Origin of the sequence: Kribbella sp., from assembly GCF_035655035.1 — a bacterium.
In the GTDB taxonomy this organism is placed as follows: Bacteria; Actinomycetota; Actinomycetes; order Propionibacteriales; family Kribbellaceae; genus Kribbella.
The window spans coordinates 1-4,343 of record NZ_DASRVN010000004.1 but is presented as its reverse complement, the minus strand read 5'-3'; the positions used below and the strand labels follow the sequence as shown (position 1 = coordinate 4,343).

General features: G+C 71.0%; 5 protein-coding genes. 2 read left to right on the top strand and 3 right to left on the bottom strand.

Translation table 11 applies throughout. The features are described from left to right. Nucleotides 1-152 precede the first annotated feature (152 nt). On the bottom strand, nucleotides 153-1,124 hold the full coding sequence (locus VFF46_RS00100; RefSeq protein ID WP_325034868.1) for an alpha/beta hydrolase fold domain-containing protein: 972 nt from the start codon (nucleotides 1,122-1,124) through the stop codon (nucleotides 153-155). Nucleotides 1,125-1,196: 72 nt separating this feature from the next. Between VFF46_RS00100 and VFF46_RS00095 the strand changes: the two genes are divergently transcribed. Beyond that, on the top strand, nucleotides 1,197-1,748 hold the full coding sequence (locus tag VFF46_RS00095) for a TetR/AcrR family transcriptional regulator (protein ID WP_325034867.1): 552 nt from the start codon (nucleotides 1,197-1,199) through the stop codon (nucleotides 1,746-1,748). A gap of 48 nt (nucleotides 1,749-1,796) precedes the next feature. Here VFF46_RS00095 and VFF46_RS00090 read toward each other — a convergent pair whose 3' ends face one another. Then, nucleotides 1,797-2,651 carry an oxidoreductase gene (locus VFF46_RS00090; RefSeq protein ID WP_325034866.1) on the bottom strand — a complete coding sequence of 285 codons (855 nt, stop codon included), beginning with the start codon at nucleotides 2,649-2,651 and terminating at the stop codon, nucleotides 1,797-1,799. A 102-nt stretch (nucleotides 2,652-2,753) separates the two neighbouring features. On the opposite strand from VFF46_RS00090, the gene VFF46_RS00085 reads away from it, so the two are divergent. Continuing rightward, nucleotides 2,754-3,620, top strand: coding sequence for a helix-turn-helix transcriptional regulator (locus VFF46_RS00085; RefSeq protein ID WP_325034865.1), 867 nt, complete (start codon nucleotides 2,754-2,756; stop codon nucleotides 3,618-3,620). Here the strand turns inward: VFF46_RS00085 and VFF46_RS00080 are convergent. Beyond that, the coding region (locus VFF46_RS00080) for a hypothetical protein (protein ID WP_414673025.1) at nucleotides 3,592-4,343 on the bottom strand (752 nt) is incomplete at its 5' end. The two genes, VFF46_RS00085 and VFF46_RS00080, sit on opposite strands and share 29 nt — an antisense overlap.

The following is a 4,343-nucleotide window of genomic DNA, read 5'->3' as shown; positions in this document are numbered from 1 at the left end:
GGCCGGTTGAGCTGTATTCGCACCGCCGGCCGACGGTGCTGCCCACCCGTGCCTTTCGTGGACTGGCGTCCGAGGTGCAGGGTTGGCGCCCGGGATCGCGGGCGCAAACCCTGCCTCTGGTGGGTGGACCCACCAGAGGGGGCGGGCGGCAACTACCGGAACCGCGCGCAGAGGAAGTCGACGATGCGGTCTCGGGCCGGTTTTGCTTGCGGTACCAGGCCGGGCATGCTGATGAAGGCGTGCCCGGCCTTGGTGTATTCGCCGACCTCGACGGCGGTGCCGGCCGCGCGCAGCTTGTCGGCGTACACCCGGCCGTGGTCCGCGACCGGGTCCAGTACCGGGATCACCACGAGCGTCGGTGGCAGCCCGCCCAGGTGGTCGGCGTACAGCGGCGACAACGGCCGCGGATCGGTGCCTTCCGGTACGGCGAGGCGCCGGAAGAACTCGAGGCCTTCGCGGGTCAGGGTCGGCGTCTCCGGGTACTGCGACACCGAGTCGTAGTCGAGCGCCGTCGAGGTCACGTCGACGCACGGGTTGACCAGGACCTGCGCCCGCAACGACAGGCCGGCGTCCCGGGCGCGGAGCGCGGAGAGCGCCGCGACCATCGACCCGGCGCTCTCACCGGCGATCGCCACCCGGGTCGGGTCGATGCCCCAGTCCGCGGCGTGCTGGAACACGTGCCGCAGTACGTCCCAGCCGTCGTCGACGATCGGGGCCAGCGGGGTGTCGTGGTCCATCAGCCGGTGCTCCACGGACACCACTACCGCTGACACCCGGGCGGCGACGTGGCTGTTGATCCAGTCGCACTGCACCGCCGTACCGACGTAGCCGCCGCCGTGGACGTGCAGCACGAGCGGGAGCCGCTCCTGGTTGTCCGGGCGGTACACGCGAACCCGGATCGTGCGGTCGGCGAGCTGGACCTGCTGCCAGCTGATCGTCACGCCGCTGTGCGGGAAGCCGGTGAGCAGATGCGCGAGGCGGGACGTGACGACCCGGTTCGCGACCTCGCCGAACGCGGCCAGGTCGGTGGGCGACATCGTGCGGTAGTCGGGCTCCTTGCGGAACGAGTAGACCAGGCGAACGCCCAGCGGCGGCTGGTGCGTCGTGGTGGCGGTCTTGAGCATCGGGCACCGTCCTGCGGTTTCGCTACGATTGGTATCGATACCGACGGTAGCATAACTAGGTAGGGTGGGCCCATGGCTTCCAGCACCCGGCCGCCCGGCCGGCCCCGGTCCAGCGTCGACGCGGAGGTGTTCGCGGCGACGCTGCGGACGATCCACGAGCTCGGGTACACCCGGGCCACGGTCGACCGGATCGCCGCGGCGACCGGGATCGCGAAGACCACGATCTACCGCCGCTGGCCGTCCAAGGGCGCGCTGGTCACCGCGACCTTGGTGGACTCGTTCGGCCCGTTGCCGGTGCGCGGGGAGGACCGCGACGCGGACGTCGCCGCCGCGATCTGGTACGGCGTCCGCGCGGTCGCCGAGCCCGGTGTGGCCGCGGCGTTCGCGGGTGTGTTCACCGACGCGATCGGCGACTCGGCGCTGCGCGAGATCCTCGCCACCCAGCTGCAGGACCCGTACCGCAAAGTCCTGATGGAGACCCTCGGGCTGTCCGAGCAGCGGGTGCTGTTCGTGATCGACGTGGTGATCGGCACGCTCCTGCACCGGATGGGCATGACCGGCGAACCGATGGTCGAAGCGGACGTCGAGGACCTCATCCGGATGCTGCAACGCGAACTGCGCTAGCTTTCCGGAACTTTTGTTGCGCTGGGCGACGAGAATGTTCCGGAAAGCTCACGCGCCGATCGCGTCCAGCTCCGCGACGGCATCCGCGGGGAGGACGAGGTCGCGGGCGGCGACGTTCTCGCGGAGGTGCTCCACCGACGACGTCCCCGGGATGACCACGCTGGTCGCGGACCGCTGCAGGAGCCAGGCGAGGGCGACCTGCTGCGGCGTGGCGTCCAGTCGGGCGGCGACCTTCGCGAGCGTTTCCGACTGCAGCGGGCTGAACCCGCCGAGCGGGAAGAACGACGCGAACGCGATGTTGTGCTCGGCGCAGTAGTCGACGATGTCGTCGTCCGCGCGGTTCACCACGTTGTAGAGGTTCTGCACGGTGACGAACGGGGCGATCGCCGCCGCTTCGCGGAGCTGCGTCATCGTGACGGCGCTCAGGCCGAGGTGCTTGATCAGGCCCTGCTGCTGCAGTTCGGCCAGTGCGGCGTACGGCTCGGCGATCGAGTCCTCGTTGATCTCCTCGCGGGCCGCGGTCCGGAGGTTGACCACGTCGAGTACGTCGAGACCCAGGTGCTCGAGGTTCTCGTGGACCTGCGCTTTGAGGTCGTCCGGGTCCAGGGCGACGTTCCAGGACGCGTCGTCGCCGCGCCGGGCGCCGACCTTGGTGACCAGGTGCAGGCCCTCCGGGTACGGGTGCAGCGCCTCCTTGATGATCTCGTTGACCACGGTCGGGCCGTAGAAGTCGCTGGTGTCGATGTGGGTGATGCCGAGGTCGACGGCCTCCCGCAGTACGGCGATCGCCTGGTCGCGGTCCTTCGGCGGTCCGAAGACGCCGGGGCCGGCCAGCTGCATCGCGCCGTACCCCATCCGGGTGATGGTGAGGTCGTCGGCGAGGGTGATGGTTGAGTTCGTCATGGCTCCACTGTTGGCCGGTACGCGCGGAACAGGGAGTACCCCGTCGTTCCTGGTAGTGACAGGGCACAGGCTGTTACGGCGTACCCGGTCTACCGTGGAGGCATGGAGAACGCGCTGGGCGATTATCTGCGGGCGCGGCGCGAGCAGGTCCGGCCCGAGGATGCCGGCATCCGCAGCGTCGGCGTCCGCCGGGTCCCCGGGCTGCGCCGCGAAGAGGTCGCGATGCTCGCCGGGATCAGCGCGGACTACTACCTCCGCCTCGAGCGGGGCCGCGACCGGAACCCGTCGGCGCAGGTCCTCGAGGCGCTGGCCGACGTACTGCGGCTGGACGCGGACGCTCGCAACTACCTCCTCGGTCTCGCCCAGCCGGCACCGCACCCGCGGACCCGGGCGGAGCGGGCGCCGGAGAGCATCGTCGAGCTGATCGACGGGTGGCCGGACAATCCGGCGTACGTGCAGAACAAGTACACCGACGTACTCGCGGTCAACGCGCTCTGCGCCGCGCTCTCGCCGAACTACCGGGTCGGCGTGAACCTGCTCACCGCCGTGCTGCTCGATCCGCGCGAACGCGAGCTGCGCCGGGACTGGGACGACCTGTCCGAGGAAGGCGTCGCGGTACTCCGCTCCGAGCTCGGGCCGAACGTCGACGACCCGCGGCTGAAGGAGCTGGTCGGTGACCTCTCGGTCCGCAGCGAGCGGTTCCGCCAGCTGTGGGCGCGGCACGAGGTCCGGCCGCGGCGCGGGCGGCTCAGCCGGATGACCCATCCCGAGGTCGGCGACCTCGATCTGCGCTCGGACAAGCTGACCATCGGCGGCAGCGACAACGTGACGCTGGTCGTCTTCCACGCCGTTCCCGGGTCGCGGGACGAGGAGTCGCTGGCGTTGCTCGGCAGCCTCGTCGCGTCTGCGGACGAGACGAGGCCGGGCGGCGAGACCCGGCTCAGGCGTGGCGAGCGTAAGCCCGAATGATTTCCGGGTACGCCGCGAACGCCGTCCCGGGGTGATCGACCGCGCCCATCGAGTGCACGGTGACGTCGGCCCCGCGCCGCCGCAGTGACGCCGCGCACGAGTCGGCGTTCGCGGCGGTCACGTCGGTGTCCTTGGTCCCGCTGTACAGGTGCACCGGGACGCGCGGGGTCCAGTCCTGGCAGATCTGGTCGGCCGATTGGATCGCCCGGAGGAGGCGACCGGTCGGGTGCTGGAGCCGCGCCGCGAATTCCGGGGTGAGCAGCTTGTCCGGCGAGTCCGGCAGCCCGGCGACGATCTCCTCCTCGCTGTGGGACCCGTCGAACAGGCCCTCGACGGTCGACGCGTACGGCGCCTGGAACGCCTGGCGCGGGTCGTCGTACAGGCCGACCGTCCGGTTCCAGGCGGTCACGAGATAGGCGAGGTAGAACGTCGCGGTCGGCGGGATGACGCGGCCGTCGAAGGCGGCCGGCAGCTCCTCGCCGAGCAGGTCGTACGGCCCCGCGACCGCCCGGACCGCGCCGAGCCGGAACGGCCCGACCTCACCGCGGCTCAACGCGCGACCGAATGCGAGCGACGCCCGGCCGCCCTGCGAGAAGCCGGTGACCAGAACGTCCCGCTTGAACGCCACGCCGTGCTGCGCCGCGAACCTACGTGCCGCGAGCAGGAGATCCGCCGAGGCCGACGTCTCGGTCTTCGTGTCGAGGTACGGGTGCGGGCCCGGGC